Here is a 14,175-nt window from a genome sequence, read left to right on the forward strand (position 1 = left end):
CGGGGCCCCCTCCCGGCACCGGGACGCAGGGCGGATTGCGCGCTTGGGCCACCTACCCCATATCCTCGGGTGTCGTGCGCGTCATGCTCATCGTCAACCCCTTCGCCACCGCGACCAGTCCGGCCGGGCGCGATGCTCTCGTGCACACACTGAGCGCTCACTTCGACCTCGACGTCGAGCTGACCACCCACCGTGGGCATGCCTTCGACCTCGCCGCCCGTGCGGCCGCCGAGGAATTCGACACGGTCATCGTCCACGGCGGCGACGGCTCGGTGAACGAGGCCACCAACGGCCTCCTCGATCCCCCGGGGACGAGCGATCCCGCGAGGCGCCGGCCGAGTCTGGCCGTCATCCCGGGCGGCAGCGCAAACGTCTTCGCGCGCACCCTCGGCATCGACCCCGACCCGCTGCTCGCGACCCAGCAGATCATCTCGCTCCTCGACGCCGGGGAGAGCCGTCGAATCGGCCTCGGTCACACCGACGACCGCTGGTTCCTGTTCAACACCGGCATGGGCATGGACGCCGTCGTGGTGCACGCGATGGAGGACAAGCGGCATGCGGGCAAGGCCGCCACGCCCGCCCGGTATCTGTGGACCACCGTCAGCAGCTTCCTCAAGCAGGCCGGCAGCTCGGCGACGTTCGACGTCGAGATCCCCGGCCGCGACCGGATCGTCGGCGCCCGTTTCGGTTTCGTCTCCAACACCAGTCCGTGGACCTATCTCGGGCCGCGCGAGATCCGCACCAATCCGACCACCGGTTTCGACACCGGACTCGGCGTGTTCGTGGCGACGTCGACCGGGGTCCTGCGCAACCTCCCGCTCGCCACGCGGCTGCTGGCCCAGGCAGATCCCAAGGCACACCACCTCTTTCGCGACGACGACGTCGACGAGGTCCGGTTCATGGCGGAGGCCCCGATCGACGTGCAGATGGACGGCGACTACATCGGTGCGTTCCGCGACATACGTTTTCATCATCGGCGCGACGCCCTGACCGTCATCGCACCCGCCGCCACCGCATAGGGCGACGCGGCGATCGCGAACAACGCCGCCGGCCCCAGATGTACCGATCCCGCAGCCCATCCGGCGAAGGCGAGGATCGCGACCACCTCCTCCCCCACGCCCGCGATCGACGTGACCGTCGCCCGCGACGCGGAGTCCAGTCGGTCCTGCAGAGCGGCGTCGGCGACGACCAGCGCCCACCCGAAGATCCCGAACGCGACGGCCACGCCGACGACACCGGCCGGGTGACCCCACAGCGCGGCCACGATCAGCACCGATGCGCCGAGTCCCACCGCGGGGCCGATCGCAGCGGGATCCCGGACGCGCCGGGCCGCGAGGGAACCGCAGATGTCCCCGGCTGCGACCACGATCATGAGCAGTGCGACAGACTCCGGCGTCGCGACGCCCGACACCGTGCCGCTCAGGAAGGACTCGACCAGCAACGGCAGGTACTCGTCGAGCGCCGCGACCCAGGTCAGGACGACGACCAGGATCAGCAGCCGGCGTGCGGTCGGCTGGTTGCGCAGGTGGTGCAGGCCGCCGCGAAGGATCGCGAACCACCCGACCGGCGGTTCGTCGAGGTCGGCGGTGCCGGCATCCGGCGTCACGTCCGGTCCGGAGCGCCCCACTCCGATCCGGCCCGTCTCCGGTAGTCCTGCGGAGATCAACGCGCAGAGCACGCAGGCCGCGACACTTGCGGTACCGACGGCGGCGTATCCGCCCCACGCGAGGAGTGGCACCGCCAGGGCCGTGCCGCCGATGACCCCGACCGCGGCCGCCGCCCGCATCGCGCCCGAGAGCCGTGCGTAGTCCTGCGACCTGCCGAGATGCGCGAGCTCGTCGTAGACGAGCGCCTGGTTCGTGCCGGATCGCAGCGATCCGCCGATCGCCCACAGCACAAAGCCGGCGGCGAAGGAGAGGAAGGAGGGCGCGTAGGTCCAGAGCGCGAAGCCGGCGCCGGTGACCAGAGGCCCCGCGACCAGTAGGCGGCGTCGCGAGAATCGGTCGGCCAGGATCCCGGTCGGCACTTCGACGATCACCGTCGACAGCGACCAGATCGCGAACAGTGCGCTGATCTCGGCGGCCGTCAACCCGGCCCCGGGAACGGTGGCATCGGCGAACAGAATCGCGTAGACCGGGTAGAGCGGTATCAGGTCCTCGAAGAGGGCGGCGCACACGGCCGCGGCCGTTAATCGCCGTTGTGGACCCGGCCCGTCATGGCCGGATCGGCGTGGTGTGGATCAACATCGTCGACGCATGTGAGCAAGAATACGCGACACGTCACTCCACGTCACGGACTATTTCGGGCCTTGGGAGGGGCGCGACCTGCGGAAACTCATCGACAGTCGTCGGCGGGTGCGCGTAGGCTACTACACGGACGGCGAACCCGCTGTCCGTACCCCCCGTGGGGGCGCCTTCGGCCGAAGTGGTAGGCGCGGGACGTGATGTTGCCCACGTGTTAACCGAGAACCATTGACTTCGGCCGGATTCGTGAAAGTATTCACAAGCAACAACGCGGAAACATTTGGTGCGGCCGCGTGAACTGAGAGTTACCAGCCAAACAATCAGCAAGCAATCAACTAATCGAGTGGTGCGCGGAAACGCGCCTGAAGGAGTAGTGGAATGGACTGGCGTCACAAGGCCATCTGTCGCGACGAGGATCCGGAGCTGTTCTTCCCCGTGGGAACCAGCGGTCCGGCCATCGCACAGGTCGCCGACGCGAAGCTCGTCTGTGCACGGTGCCCTGTCACCGCTGACTGCCTCTCGTGGGCCCTCGAGTCGGGCCAGGATGCAGGCGTCTGGGGCGGCATGAGCGAGGATGAGCGTCGCGCGCTGAAGCGGCGTACCGCGCGTACCCGCACCCGTAGCAGCGTCTAGGCTCATCCGAGCCGGCGTTCGCCCGGATTCGAAGAAACCCGGCCACGGCCGGGTTTTTTCGTGTCCGGCAACGGTTCTCACCCCACGGAAGAACTGCGTTCTCAGGAACGCAGCGGAATATGCACTCCGACTTCGGTTCCCAACCCTTCCGGGTTGGGCCGGACGTCGAGCTCGCCACCGAGTTCGATCGACACGAGCGTCTTCACGATCTGGAGTCCGAGGTGATCCGAGGTGGCCAGGTCGAAGTTCTCGGGCAGTCCGGAGCCGTTGTCGCGCACCGCGATACGGAGGTTGCGCACGTCGCGTTCGGCGATGACCGCGATCTCTGCGTCGGATCGGGGCGAACCGTCGAAACCGTGCTCGATCGCATTCTGGATCAGTTCGGTGAGCACCATCACCAACGGCATCGCCAGCTCGGCGGGGAGAACCCCTAGCCGGTCGCGGTGACGCACCGTCACCCGTGACTCGTTGGACGCCACGTCGACCAGGATCGGGACGAGACGGTCGACGACCTCGTCGAGATCGACTTCCTCGTCGACGCTGCCCGACAGCAGTTCGTGAACCAGAGCGATCGACGCGACGCGGCGCACGGCCTCGTTCAGCGCCTCCCGGGCATCGGTGTTGGAGGTTCGCCGGGCTTGCAGGCGCAGCAGCGCCGACACCGACTGCAGATTGTTCTTCACCCGGTGGTGGATCTCCCGGATGGTCGCGTCCTTGCTGATCAACGCGCGGTCGCGCCGCTTGACCTCGGTGACGTCGCGGATGAGCACCACGCTCCCCGACTCCTCACCCTTCGGGCGGAGCGGCACCGCCCGGATGAGGACCGTCGCGCGTCGGGCGTCGGCCTCCACCCGCATGCCGATGTCGCGGTACGGGCCGGTCGGCACCTCGGCCACCCCGGCCGCGATGTCGAGCATCATCGCGACATCGTCGGCCTCGAACGGCTCGGTGACGAGTTGCTTCACCACGTCGGAGAGCCGCGTGTGGTTGAGCTCGGCCGTCCAGCCCATGCGGTGGAACGCCGAGAGCGCGTTGGGGCTCGTGTAGGTGACCGTCCCGGTCCGGTCGAGCCGGATGAAACCGTCACCCGCGCGAGGCGTCGACAATCCCCGCGGATTGCCCTCCTCGTGCGGGAACGTGCCGTCGGCGACCATCTGGCACAGATCGTCCGCCGAGTCCTGGTAGGCGAGCTCCAGGGGCGACGGCAGCCGCGGATGGGTGAGGTCGACGGCGCGGGTCAGCACACCGATCACCGCACCGTCGAAGCCGACCGGGACCGCCTCCTGCCGCATCGCGGTGGCCCCGAACCACGTCGGGTCCTCGTCGCGGAGGACCTTGTCGGAATCGAAGGCGCGGAGCACCTGCGGGTGCACCGCGGTGTCGATGACCCGGCCCACCTCGTCCGTGGGAAAGACGGTCGACGCGGTGTTGGGCCGGCACTGCGCGACGGTGACCACGGCCCCCTCGTCGGTGCGCACCGACAGGAGGAAATCTGCGAAGGAGAGGTCGGCGAGCAACTGCCACTCGGCGACGAGTCGCTGCAGGTGCGCCGCAGCGGCGTCGGAGAGGGTGGTGTGCTCGGCGAGCAGGTCGGCAAGTGTCGACATGGGAAGGCTCCGGGTTCGCGGAGAGGGTGCGGCGCGGGCTATTCGAAGGTGGCGATGACGTCGCCGGCCTGGATGACGTCGCCCACCTTCACCTTGAGGTCGGCGATGGTGCCCGCTTCCTCTGCGAGAACGGGGATCTCCATCTTCATCGACTCGAGCAGCACCAGCGTGTCACCGACCTCGATCTGCTGTCCGGGTGCGACCAGGACCTCGAGGACACTCGCGACGATCTCTGCCACCACGTCTTCAGCCATGCACTCAAGTTAGCCCACGGGGTCACCGGCGACGACGGGTCGGGCCCGGTCTCGACCGGGCGATGGCCGACCGGGTTTTGGCACGTGGGAGAATGCCTGAGACACTGTGATGTCCCCATCCGCCGGCAAAAGGAGATGCGTCATGGGAAAGCGCGGACGCAAGAAGCGCGCTCGTAAGAAGAACGCTGCCAACCACGGCAAGCGTCCGAACGCCTGATCTTCGCCTCACGGCGGGGTTCGGCGAACGAGCACCAAGAAAAACGCCCGGGTACGGCCTTCATGGCCACCCGGGCTTTTTCATGCCGTCACCCCCGGGATTCGCCGGGGGTGACGGGCGATTCAGCGGTCGGTCTCGGCGATCTCTTGGATGATGACCGTCCGGCGGATCTCCACGCGCAGACGATCACGCAGCCCCTGAGGTGCCTGGTCGCCGCCGCACTTGCGGTTGACGAGCGCCTTCAGCTGCCGCTCGATGCCGTAGTGGGCGAGGCACGACGGGCAGGTGTCGAGGTGCCCCTGGAGCCGCATGCGGGCGTTCTCGTCGCATTCGTTGTCCAGCAGCAACCAGACGTCGGCGATGACGGCCGAGCAGTCGAGCTGGGTGACTTCCGGATCGATGTCGCTCATCGCGCCACCTCCGCACCCTTGGCCGTGGCAGATCTGTGGAAACCACGCTCCCGGGCGACGTCGGCCAGCAGCTCACGCAGCTGACGACGTCCTCGGTGAAGTCGGGACATGACGGTGCCGATGGGGGTGTCCATGATCTCGGCGATCTCCTTGTACGGCAGGCCTTCCACGTCGGCGTAGTACACGGCCATCCGGAAATCCTCCGGAAGCTCCTGCAGCGCGGCCTTGATCTCGTCGTCCGGAAGGGCGTCGAGGGCCTCGATCTCCGCCGAGCGCAGCCCCTGGGAGGTGTGTTCTGCGGTCGCCGCGAGCTGCCAGTCGGTGATCTCGTCGGTCGGGTACTGCGCGGGTTGGCGCTGTTTCTTGCGGTAGCCGTTGATGTAGGTGTTGGTCAGGATCCGGTAGAGCCACGCCTTGAGGTTGGTGCCCTCCCGGAACGACGCGAAAGCGGTGAACGCCTTGATGTAGGTCTCCTGGACCAGGTCCTCGGCATCGGCGGGATTGCGGGTCATCCGCAGGGCGGCACCGTACATCTGGTCGAGCAACGGCAATGCGTCGCGCTCGAACCGTTCGGTGAGCTCCTCGGGGGACTCGCTCGGGTCGGCGCGTCGGGGCGCACCCTTCTCGGCGGACACGTGCGCAGCGGTTCCGGTCGCGGTGGACTCCGTAACGGCTGCTTCGGTGTCGGCTGATTCGGCTTCGGCCACTACGATCCCTTCGATGAGAGGCGTCACTGGGACGTTGCCGGTCAAGCTTACCGACCCCGGCCCGGCCAGGAGGTGCGTCGCCTCCACGAGTACCGGTGGCTCGAGTACCGCCGTTGTGCTCATCTCGGTTCTACCTCCTCGCATGCGCTCGGCGATCTTCGTGTCGCAACCAGTCACAACAGGTCGGGCCGGGCGGTTTGTTCCCGACGTGACCGGCACCCCTTTTCGTCACGGTGAACAGAGCGCTGGTCGAATACGCTCTCCAGGTCAGACACCGACACGTCCCACCAGGAGGCACCCCGACCATGGCGGCAACACCCGCGATCGCGGCCCTCGAACGCGCGAAGATCGCGCACACCGTCCACCGCTATGACCACGACCCGCGGTCGGAGTCCTTCGGCACCGAAGCAGTGGACGAGCTCGCCGACACCCTCGGCATCGTCGGTGAACAGGTCTTCAAGACGCTCGTCGTCGAACTGTCCGGTGGTAGCCGCCCCGGTCTCGCCGTCGCCGTGGTCCCGGTTCCCCGCAAGCTGTCGGTGAAGGCGGCCGCCGCCGCGCTCGGGGCGTCGAAGGCCCAGATGGCCGAGGCCAAGGCCGTCACCCGCAGCACCGGCTACGTCCTCGGCGGCGTCTCCCCCGTCGGCCAGCGCACCGCTCTGCCGACGGTCGTCGATTCCTCGGCGCTCGAGTTCGACCGGATTCTCTGCAGCGCGGGCAGGCGTGGACTGGAGATCGCACTGGCACCCGCAGACCTCGTCGCGGTGACGAAAGCAGTGGTCGCCGACATCGCGGTGTGAGGGTTCCTCTTCCCGCGGGAACATCTACTACCGGAGGTCAGGCGTAGGGCAGCATGGTGGCCATGTGCGGACGCTATGCGGTGACCACCGATCCGGCGAAGCTCGCGGCGGAGATCGACGCGGTCAACGAGGTACCCGAGCCGGCGAAGGAACCGGCCGATCCCGATGCCCTCGACCTCGACACCCCCGCACCTCGCGCACTGGGCCCCAACTACAACGTCGCGCCCACGACCACGGTGATGACCGTGGTCAAACGGCATTCGCCGGAGGATCCCGACGACGATCCGCTGCTGCGCATCCGCGCCATGCGCTGGGGGCTCGTGCCGCCGTGGAGCAAAGAGGTCGGCAAGGGGCCACTGTTGTTCAACGCCCGTGCCGAGACCGCCGCGGAGAAGAGTTCGTTCCGCGCGTCGGTGAAGTCCAAGCGGTGCCTGGTGCCGATGGACGGCTGGTACGAGTGGAAGAAAGGCCCGCTCGACAGCAGGGGCAAGCCCACCAAGATCCCGTTTTACATGTCCCCGCGGGACGGCACCCGGTTGTTCATGGCCGGGTTGTGGTCGGTGTGGCATGACAAGCACTCCGATCACGCCCCGCCGCTGCTGAGCTGCTCGATCCTGACCACCGATGCGGTCGGCAAACTGCGCGACGTCCACGACCGGATGCCGCTGATCATGCCGTACGACAACTGGGATGCCTGGCTCGATCCGGATCACCGGGCACCGGACGACCTGTTCGCGCCGCCGGCCGAATCGCTCGCCGAGGCGATCGACATCCGCGGGGTCGCGCCGCTGGTCAACCGCGTCGCCAACAACGGGCCGGAGCTGCTCAACCCGCTCTGACTCAGAGGTCGGCGACGAGAACCGCTGCCCCGTCGAACCGTCCGGCGGCCAGGTCGGCGAGCGCGCGGTCGGCCTGTGACATCGGGTACTCGTGCGTCGTCGCCCGGACGCCGTGCCGGGCGGCCAGCGTCAGGAACTCGGCGCCGTCGGCGCGGGTGTTGGCGGTGACCGAGCGGATCTCCTTCTCGTAGAACAGTTCCCGCTCGTAGTTGAGCGGCGGTACGTCGGTGAGGTGGATGCCGGCGATCGACAGGACGCCGCCGCGATCGAGCGCGCGCATCGCCACCGGCACCAGCTCGCCGACCGGGGCGAAGGTGATCGCGGCGTCGAGCGACACCGGCGGCACATCGGTGGCATCGCCGACCGACGCCGCACCGAGGTCGGCGGCCAGGCGTCGGGACTGCTCGCCACGTGTGAGGACGTGCACCTCGATCCCGAGGGCGATCGCCAGTTGTGCGCACAGGTGCGCACTCCCGCCGAAACCGTAGAGCCCCAGTCGCTTCGGACGATCGGAGTCGGCTCCGAGGTCGTCGAGCAGGCCGGTCCGCCGTAGCGCGCGATAGCCGATGATCCCGGCGCACAACAGCGGCGCGATCGAGACGTCGTCGATGCCGGACGGCAGCGGATAGGCGAAGCCCGCGGGCACGGTCACCAGCTCGGCATAGCCGCCGTCGACGTCCCACCCGGTGTACACCGATGCCGCACAAAGGTTCTCGGCACCGCGGACACAGCGATCACAGGTCCCGTCGGTGCTGTGCAGCCAGGCGACGCCGACGCGGTCACCGAGGGAGAAGCCGGCGGCGTCCGGACCGAGTTCGACGACCTCCCCGACGACCTCGTGCCCGGGCGTCACGTCTGCGTGGCGGACCGGCAGATCGCCCTCGGCGACGTGGAGGTCCGTACGGCAGACACCGCAGGCACGAACCCGGACCAGCAGTTCGCCGGCCCCGGGCCGCGGGTCCGGTTTGTCGACGAGCCGGAGTGGTCGGATGTCGATCGGCCCCGGCTCGGTCACCGCCCAAGCGCGCATGTACTTCAGGCTAAACCCGCCCGCACGGTGCGGCACGGAGTTGCGAATGACCGGTCTCACACCGAACGGGGTACACCTTCCCGACACAGTGTCGGTATCGTTGCCGACATGGTGTCGGTAAACATGCGAGGGCAGTGACGTGTTCCTTGCCCTTCGAGAACTCTCATTCGCACGCGGACGCTTCGCCCTGATGGGGTCGGTGGTCGCGCTGATCGCCATCCTGATGGTCCTGCTGAGCGGCCTGTCGGTGGGTCTGGTCAACGACGGTGTCTCCGGTTTGAAGAAACTGCCGGTGACCTCCTTCGCCTTCCAGAAGGACATCGCCACCGACTCCGCCTTCTCCCGGTCCCTGGTGCCGACGTCGGCGGTCGGCACATGGGCCGAGCAGCCGGGCGTCGAGGACGCCGCACCCTTCGGCAACACTCTGATCAACGGACGTACCAACACCGGCGTCGACATCGACCTCGCCCTCTTCGGCGTGGAACCGGGCAGCTTCGTCAGCCCCGCCGCCTCCGAGGGCAAGTCGCTGTCGAACACCCCCGGTGAGCTCGTCATCAGCGAGACCGCCGCCGAGGACGGACTCTCGATCGGTGACACGGTCACCGTCGAGCCGCTCGGCACACAGCTGCGGGTCGTCGGAATCCTCGACGGCCAGAGCACCTTCGGACACGTCGACGTCGCGTTCGTGCCGCTGAAGACGTGGCAGGAGATCCGCGCCGGCGCTCGTCCCGGCGAGCCGGTGCCGCCGCGCGTCTACGACGACATCACCGCCGTCGCGGTGAAGACCGACAGCTCGGCCGATCTGGCCGCCGGCGACGCCGCCGCCGACACCACCTCGCTGACTCTCGACGAATCCTTCGGCGCTTCACCGGGTTACACCGCCGAGACCTCGACCCTCACGCTGATCCAGGCCTTCCTCTACGCGATCTCGGCCTTGGTCGTCGGCGCGTTCTTCACGGTCTGGACGATCCAGCGCAGGCAGGAGATCGCCGTGATGCGCGCGATGGGCGCCTCGACCGGTTACCTTCTGCGCGACTCGCTGATGCAGTCGTTCATCCTGCTGCTCGTCTCTGCCGGCATCGGCATCGGGATCGGCGTCGGCCTCGGTGCCGCCATCGGTTCCACCCCGATGCCCTTCGCCCTGGAGACCGGTTCGGTCGCCGCGGCCGGCGGGCTGCTGATCCTGTTCGGCATGATCGGCGCCGCCGTCGCGGTGCTCCGCATCACCCGGGTCGACCCCCTGACCGCCTTGGGAGGCAACCGATGACCGCGCTCGCACTCAACGACGTCAGTCTCGTCCACGGTGACGGGGAAGACGTGGTCACCGCACTCGACGCGGTGACCCTCGAGGTCGCCGCAGGCGAGTTCGTCGCCGTCGTCGGCCCGTCCGGTTCCGGCAAGTCCAGCCTGCTCGCGGTCGCGGGCGGTCTCATCACCCCGACGTCGGGGACGGTCACCGTCGGCGACGCCGACCTGGGAACCGCGCCGAAGCGCGAGCTGACCCGGATCCGTCGCGAACACATCGGATTCGTGTTCCAGAGCGGCAACCTGCTCGACGCGCTGACCGTCGAGGACCAGCTGCGTCTGCCACTCACGTTCGGTCGCGTCGCCGAGGCCCGCTCACCGGCCGAACTGCTCGCCGGTGTCGGTATGTCGCACAAGGCGAAGCGCCGCCCCCATCAGTTGTCGGGCGGTGAGCGGCAGCGCGTCGGCATCGCGCGAGCGCTGATGACCCGGCCGGATGTCCTCCTCGTCGACGAGCCCACCGCGGCCCTCGACCGGCGGCGCAGTCACGAGATCGTCGAACTGCTCGCTCGCGAGGCCCACGAACACGGCGTCGCGACGGTCATGGTGACCCATGACCAGGACGTTCTCCTACACTGTGACAAGGTGTACGAGATGGTCGACGGACATCTGAACGAAGGGTCTGCGGCGTCCGCATGAGCTGAGGAGGTGGGCGTTTGCCACGCATCGAGGCGCCCACCGTCGCCGAGCACCGCCGTAAGCAGGAGCAGGCGATCCTGGACGGCGCGAAGGCCATCCTCGCGGAAACCGGCGAGGCACCGACCCTTGCCGCGGTCGGCAAGCGCGTGGGCCTCGCCCGCTCGAGCGTGTATCAGTACTACTCGTCCAGCGAGCAACTCGTGGCCGCGGTCCTGGCCGATCTCCTCCCCAGTTGGGATCGGTTCGTCCGCGATCGTGTCGGTGCCCAGACCGAACCGGGACAGCAGATCTGGGGATACATCTGTGCGAACGTCGAGCTGATCGTCGGGTCGGAACAGGCAGTGGCGAATGCGCTCGTCCGGATCGTCGATCCGAGCGTCCTGCAGGAGCCGATGCAACGGTTCCACCGGGAATTGCAGGAACCGCTCGTCGACGCCCTGATCGCGCACGGCGAACCGCGCCCGCTCGAGGTCGCGCAGCTGATCGACTCGATGATCGTCCAGGCGTGCAGGTCGTGGGGGGCCGAGCATTCCACGACCGCTACCGAGGATCCCACACGAGCCGAAGGCGCGGAGATCACCGCGATGATCCGCCGGCTGATCGGCGACTACCTGGGACTGACCGACCGCTGACTCGAGCCGCTCAGCGGAAGGCGTAGTCGCTCAACGGGAACGAGTCCATCTCCCGCAGGGTTCGCAGCGTGGAGGCCGGACGCAGGAGCGTCGCCTCGCCGTGCTGGTTGAAGTAGTAGCTGCGCGAGCCCACGCAGTTGCCGTTGTAGAAGACCGAGGACTGCAGACGGTCGGTCACCTCGTCGAGGAAGGCGTCGTTGGCGGGCTCGGTGACCTCGAAGGTGTCCTGCCCGCGGCGTCGGAGTTCACCGAAGAGCCGGGTGATGTGCTTCATCTGCCCCTCGATCGTGGTGAAGTACGACAAGCCGCTGTACGAGTACGGACTGTTGAGCGAGATGAAGTTGGGGAACTTCGGCACGGTGACACCCTCGTAGGCCTGGAATCTGCCCTCTCGCCAGAACTTTCCGAGGTTGCGCCCCTCACGACCGACGATGTCGAAGGCCGGGAAGTTCACGTCCCACAGGTTGAATCCCGTTGCCAGTACTAGGGTGTCGATCTCGGTCTTCGTGCCGTCGCCGGCCAGGATCCCGTCGGCCTCGAGGCGGGCGATGCCGTTGGTCTGCAGGATCACGTTCGGCTTGGTGAAGCTGGCGAAGTACGTGTTGGAGAAGGTCGGCCGCTTGCAGCCGAAGTCGTAGTCGGGTGTCAGCTTCCGACGCAATTCCGGGTCGGAGACCTGGGACCGCAGGTGCGCCTTGGCCAGCCGGGCCGCCAGCTTGTTGCCGGGCTTGAGCTGCTTGAAATGCAGGACGCCGGAGACCATCAGCAGCTCCAGCAGCGAGGTGTTGACCAGGCGAGCCACTTTCTGCGTCAACGGGATTCGCCGGAACAGCTGCTGCACCGCGGACGGGATCGCGAAGTCGATCTTGGGCACCACCCAGATCGGCGTCCGCTGGAAGACGGTGAGCGCATCGACACGCTCGGCCACCTCCGGGATCAGCTGGACTGCCGTCGCACCGGTTCCGATGACCGCGACCTTCTTGCCGGTGAAATCGAAGCCGTCCTCCCACGCCGCGGTGTGCAGGATCGTCCCCTGGAAGTTCTTGATCCCCGGGAAGTCCGGGACGTGAGGCTGGGAGAGGAAGCCGGTCGCGGTGACGAGGTAGCGGGCGGTGCGCTCCGTTCCGTCACCGGTCCGCACCCGCCACCGCCGCGCGTCGTCGTCCCACTCGGCGGAGTCGACGGTCGTCCCGAACTCCATGTGCCGTTTGAGGTCGTACTTGTCCGCGACATGGTGCGCGTAGCGCTTGAGCTCGGGACCGGGCGCGAACAGACGCGACCAGTTCGGGTTGGGCTCGAAGGAATACGAGTAGGTGACCGAGGCGATGTCGACGGCGAGACCCGGGTAGTGATTGACATGCCAGGTCCCGCCGAGGTCGTCCTCGCGCTCGAGGATCGCGATGTCGTCGATGCCCAGGCGTTTGAAGGCGATCGCGGCACCCATTCCGCCGAAGCCGGCGCCGACGATCAGCACGTCGTGGGCAGGCGCGTCGTGTGCAGGTTGCATGAGAGACCCCAATAACTGTAACCGACAGTTACTGTAATTTAGCACACACCGCCGTCGTGTGTATCGGACCTGGTCAGGCGATCGTGGTGCCGTCCCAGAGCACATCGAAGAACTGTGTCGCCATCAGTTCCTCGCGCTTGTTCCGGTCGAGTCCGAGTTCCTTGCGATAGGCCAGGATGTGCTGCAGCGAGAGGGCCGAGTAGATCAGCGGCAGGTGGTCGCCCGGCTGGTCGTACACGCCGCCCGCTCCCTTGGCCACGGCGAGATTCCGGCGCAGATGAGAAGGGTGCTTGAGCGCATCACGCAGTACCGCGGCCTTGATCATCTTCTTGCGGCCCGCGGGGACGACGACGAGGTCACCCGGATCGAACAAGGCGGCGTCGAACTCCTCGGCGCTCGCGACCGTGCACCCCGCTGTCGGTCGGGGATTGCACTCGACCATGTGGTGGACGCCGTCGTCGGTGACGAGGTAGTCGAAGCTGATCTGCCCGTGCCAGTTCAGTTCTCGCGCAATGGTCTGCGCTGCGGCGAGCGATTCCGGCGAGTCGACGGATTGGAAGACGATGCCGCCGCGGTCGTCGATCGCGAGGGGGTGCTCGTAGCAGGAGTGCAGCACGATCTCGCCGTGATGGGCGACACTCCAGCTGCACCGGTCGGCGCCCGTGAGGTACTCCTGGACGAGCCAGGGATCGGCGGGGGTCGGGCTGACGTCGTCGATCGACGATTCCCCCGCCAGCGGCCCGGTGTTGGTGAGGACGTCGAGCCCGCCGCGACCGAAGGCCGCCCGGGCGAACCAGTGCGGCCACTTCTCGGTGGCCTCGCGCAGCTCGTCGCGGCTCGTCGTGGTCACCGATTCCGCGGCCGGGAGTCCGAGTTCGCGGCACAGGGCGGTGAACCCGACCTTGTCGTGGACGCGGGCGAGGGTCTCGAAATCGGGGAAGAACAACTCGACGTCGGGGTGTGCGGCGGAGATGCGGTCGCGGTGTCTGGCGAGGTAGAAGACCTCCTCGAACATCGGGAGCAGCCAGGTGATGCCGTGCTCGCCGATCGCATCGATCACCGCGTCGACGAAGGCGGTGGTCTGCTGGGTGGGTGCGGGGAACACGAGATGGCGTCGCGCGCCGCGGGAGTGACTTCCCGGCGCCGCTCGGAAGGTGTCCGCGGCGGTGACGTCCCGCCCGGTCTCCCCGAGCTTGTGGATCTCGTCGACGGCGAACGGCATCCGGGATGTGGTCACGAGGATGTGCGGTTCAGAGGCCTGCATGGCAGGGACGATAGGCGACGCGACGGCACCCGGCCCGTGATGACGGACAGATGACGAGGATCTGTTACCGGTGAGCGCCCCGATCCGG

The 14,175-nt window shown here is 67.7% G+C and carries 16 protein-coding genes; 8 read left to right on the plus strand and 8 right to left on the minus strand.

Annotated features, from left to right (window positions below; all coding sequences use genetic code 11):
- The first annotated feature begins 83 nt into the window (after nt 1-83).
- Nucleotides 84-1,019 carry a diacylglycerol/lipid kinase family protein gene (locus PWF70_RS18160; protein WP_196222055.1) on the plus strand — a complete coding sequence of 312 codons (936 nt, stop codon included), beginning with the start codon at nt 84-86 and terminating at the stop codon, nt 1,017-1,019.
- Here PWF70_RS18160 and PWF70_RS18165 read toward each other — a convergent pair.
- Nucleotides 971-2,176 (minus strand): MFS transporter, encoded by a 1,206-nt coding sequence (locus tag PWF70_RS18165; RefSeq protein WP_155225472.1) that lies wholly within the window; start codon nt 2,174-2,176, stop codon nt 971-973. The genes PWF70_RS18160 and PWF70_RS18165 overlap by 49 nt on opposite strands.
- A 445-nt stretch (nt 2,177-2,621) precedes the next feature.
- Here PWF70_RS18165 and PWF70_RS18170 point away from each other — a divergent pair, with 445 nt between their 5' ends.
- Nucleotides 2,622-2,876, plus strand: a complete 255-nt coding sequence (locus PWF70_RS18170) for a WhiB family transcriptional regulator (RefSeq protein ID WP_004023450.1) — start codon at nt 2,622-2,624, stop codon at nt 2,874-2,876.
- A 101-nt stretch (nt 2,877-2,977) separates the two neighbouring features.
- On the opposite strand, the gene PWF70_RS18175 is transcribed toward PWF70_RS18170, so the two are convergent.
- Together PWF70_RS18175 and PWF70_RS18180 are read right to left on the minus strand one after the other, a co-directional pair.
- On the minus strand, nt 2,978-4,483 hold the full coding sequence (locus PWF70_RS18175; RefSeq protein WP_035755120.1) for a sensor histidine kinase: 1,506 nt from the start codon (nt 4,481-4,483) through the stop codon (nt 2,978-2,980).
- A gap of 38 nt (nt 4,484-4,521) precedes the next feature.
- A complete protein-coding gene (locus tag PWF70_RS18180) occupies nt 4,522-4,737 on the minus strand; it encodes a biotin/lipoyl-binding carrier protein (RefSeq protein ID WP_035755118.1) in 216 nt (71 codons plus the stop codon).
- 142 nt (nt 4,738-4,879) lie between these two features.
- Here PWF70_RS18180 and PWF70_RS24235 point away from each other — a divergent pair, with 142 nt between their 5' ends.
- Nucleotides 4,880-4,954 carry a 50S ribosomal protein bL37 gene (locus PWF70_RS24235; RefSeq protein ID WP_369758845.1) on the plus strand — a complete coding sequence of 25 codons (75 nt, stop codon included), beginning with the start codon at nt 4,880-4,882 and terminating at the stop codon, nt 4,952-4,954.
- A 122-nt stretch (nt 4,955-5,076) separates the two neighbouring features.
- Here PWF70_RS24235 and rsrA read toward each other — a convergent pair whose 3' ends face one another.
- Together rsrA and PWF70_RS18190 are read right to left on the minus strand one after the other, a co-directional pair.
- A complete protein-coding gene (rsrA, locus tag PWF70_RS18185; RefSeq protein ID WP_035755116.1) occupies nt 5,077-5,364 on the minus strand; it encodes a mycothiol system anti-sigma-R factor in 288 nt (95 codons plus the stop codon).
- Nucleotides 5,361-6,194 carry a sigma-70 family RNA polymerase sigma factor gene (locus PWF70_RS18190; protein WP_006360100.1) on the minus strand — a complete coding sequence of 278 codons (834 nt, stop codon included), beginning with the start codon at nt 6,192-6,194 and terminating at the stop codon, nt 5,361-5,363. Before PWF70_RS18190 ends, rsrA begins: the two co-directional genes overlap by 4 nt.
- A gap of 182 nt (nt 6,195-6,376) precedes the next feature.
- Between PWF70_RS18190 and ybaK the strand changes: the two genes are divergently transcribed.
- Nucleotides 6,377-6,871: a Cys-tRNA(Pro) deacylase gene (gene ybaK, locus PWF70_RS18195; RefSeq protein ID WP_006360101.1), complete on the plus strand. Its 495-nt coding sequence runs from the start codon at nt 6,377-6,379 to the stop codon at nt 6,869-6,871.
- A 62-nt stretch (nt 6,872-6,933) separates the two neighbouring features.
- Complete coding sequence (locus PWF70_RS18200) at nt 6,934-7,710, plus strand: SOS response-associated peptidase (protein WP_035755199.1); 777 nt, start codon at nt 6,934-6,936, stop codon at nt 7,708-7,710.
- Nucleotide 7,711: 1 nt separating this feature from the next.
- Here the strand turns inward: PWF70_RS18200 and PWF70_RS18205 are convergent, their stop codons facing one another.
- A complete protein-coding gene (locus PWF70_RS18205) occupies nt 7,712-8,740 on the minus strand; it encodes a zinc-binding alcohol dehydrogenase family protein (RefSeq protein WP_035755113.1) in 1,029 nt (342 codons plus the stop codon).
- A gap of 139 nt (nt 8,741-8,879) precedes the next feature.
- Here PWF70_RS18205 and PWF70_RS18210 point away from each other — a divergent pair, with 139 nt between their 5' ends.
- From PWF70_RS18210 to PWF70_RS18220, 3 genes are read left to right on the plus strand one after another with little or no spacing between them, the layout of a single operon-like run.
- Nucleotides 8,880-10,007 carry an ABC transporter permease gene (locus PWF70_RS18210; RefSeq protein ID WP_035755111.1) on the plus strand — a complete coding sequence of 376 codons (1,128 nt, stop codon included), beginning with the start codon at nt 8,880-8,882 and terminating at the stop codon, nt 10,005-10,007.
- Nucleotides 10,004-10,684, plus strand: coding sequence for an ABC transporter ATP-binding protein (locus tag PWF70_RS18215; RefSeq protein WP_035755109.1), 681 nt, complete (start codon nt 10,004-10,006; stop codon nt 10,682-10,684). The genes PWF70_RS18210 and PWF70_RS18215 overlap by 4 nt, the downstream gene beginning before the upstream one ends.
- Nucleotides 10,685-10,701: 17 nt before the next feature.
- Nucleotides 10,702-11,316: a TetR family transcriptional regulator gene (locus PWF70_RS18220; RefSeq protein ID WP_006360107.1), complete on the plus strand. Its 615-nt coding sequence runs from the start codon at nt 10,702-10,704 to the stop codon at nt 11,314-11,316.
- Between the two features lie 10 nt (nt 11,317-11,326).
- Here the strand turns inward: PWF70_RS18220 and PWF70_RS18225 are convergent, their stop codons facing one another.
- The gene (locus tag PWF70_RS18225; protein WP_286352719.1) at nt 11,327-12,823 is read right to left on the minus strand and encodes a flavin-containing monooxygenase; all 1,497 of its coding nucleotides are present in this window, start codon (nt 12,821-12,823) and stop codon (nt 11,327-11,329) included.
- A 73-nt stretch (nt 12,824-12,896) separates the two neighbouring features.
- Nucleotides 12,897-14,087, minus strand: a complete 1,191-nt coding sequence (locus tag PWF70_RS18230; RefSeq protein WP_006360109.1) for an ATP-grasp domain-containing protein — start codon at nt 14,085-14,087, stop codon at nt 12,897-12,899.
- Between the last annotated feature and the right edge of the window lie 88 nt (nt 14,088-14,175).

This window comes from Gordonia sp. Swx-4, assembly GCF_030316175.1.
GTDB classification, from domain to species: Bacteria; Actinomycetota; Actinomycetes; order Mycobacteriales; family Mycobacteriaceae; genus Gordonia; species Gordonia alkanivorans.

Bases quoted from the DNA above. Each gene is read 5' to 3' on its own strand.
- PWF70_RS18160 (WP_196222055.1), top strand. From the start codon at position 84: ATGCTCATCGTCAACCCCTTCGCCACCGCGACCAGTCCGGCCGGGCGC.
- PWF70_RS18170 (WP_004023450.1), top strand. From the start codon at position 2,622: ATGGACTGGCGTCACAAGGCCATCTGTCGCGACGAGGATCCGGAGCTG.
- PWF70_RS18175 (WP_035755120.1), bottom strand. From the start codon at position 4,483: ATGTCGACACTTGCCGACCTGCTCGCCGAGCACACCACCCTCTCCGAC.
- PWF70_RS18180 (WP_035755118.1), bottom strand. From the start codon at position 4,737: ATGGCTGAAGACGTGGTGGCAGAGATCGTCGCGAGTGTCCTCGAGGTC.
- rsrA (WP_035755116.1), bottom strand. From the start codon at position 5,364: ATGAGCGACATCGATCCGGAAGTCACCCAGCTCGACTGCTCGGCCGTC.
- PWF70_RS18190 (WP_006360100.1), bottom strand. From the start codon at position 6,194: ATGAGCACAACGGCGGTACTCGAGCCACCGGTACTCGTGGAGGCGACG.
- ybaK (WP_006360101.1), top strand. From the start codon at position 6,377: ATGGCGGCAACACCCGCGATCGCGGCCCTCGAACGCGCGAAGATCGCG.
- PWF70_RS18200 (WP_035755199.1), top strand. From the start codon at position 6,934: ATGTGCGGACGCTATGCGGTGACCACCGATCCGGCGAAGCTCGCGGCG.
- PWF70_RS18205 (WP_035755113.1), bottom strand. From the start codon at position 8,740: ATGCGCGCTTGGGCGGTGACCGAGCCGGGGCCGATCGACATCCGACCA.
- PWF70_RS18215 (WP_035755109.1), top strand. From the start codon at position 10,004: ATGACCGCGCTCGCACTCAACGACGTCAGTCTCGTCCACGGTGACGGG.
- PWF70_RS18225 (WP_286352719.1), bottom strand. From the start codon at position 12,823: ATGCAACCTGCACACGACGCGCCTGCCCACGACGTGCTGATCGTCGGC.
- PWF70_RS18230 (WP_006360109.1), bottom strand. From the start codon at position 14,087: ATGCAGGCCTCTGAACCGCACATCCTCGTGACCACATCCCGGATGCCG.